We start from the raw sequence: 439 nt of genomic DNA on the forward strand, positions 1-439 counted from the left end.
GGTTTTGGAGAAATCCGTTTCGGGAATATTAAACACAGCTCTTAAATATAATATTGGTAACTATCTGCCATTAAGTGCTTCTGATAAGCTTATTCCAATACCTTTTGGTCATCATGAAACCATCTCGTTCAATGGGCAAACACCTTTAATATTGTGTTTGGTAACTATAGTCTATTTAATAATGTTATATTTTGTAGCGCTTCAAAAATCAAAAAACGAAGATATTACACGTTAATTGAAGTTTGTATCGGCGTAATTATTAGTACATTGTAAACCCATCAATTTATCTGTGAGTAATGAAACGTTCCTATTTATATATTTTAGCTTTAATTATAACAGTAGCTTTTACAGCTTATGAAGAGTTGAGCTTCAGGCGTTACCTGTTCCATAAACACATCGATGTTATTGCAGGTTGTTTGCCGAATTTTTTAGCCGCTCT

Annotated in this window: 1 protein-coding gene; it reads left to right on the plus strand. The window is 32.6% G+C overall.

Translation table 11 applies throughout. The features are described from left to right. Window positions 1-235: hypothetical protein (locus tag RAD16_RS41385; protein WP_458163733.1), on the plus strand; the 235-nt coding region annotated here is incomplete at its 5' end. Window positions 236-439 lie beyond the last annotated feature (204 nt).

This window comes from Bradyrhizobium sp. 18BD (genome assembly GCF_054185225.1).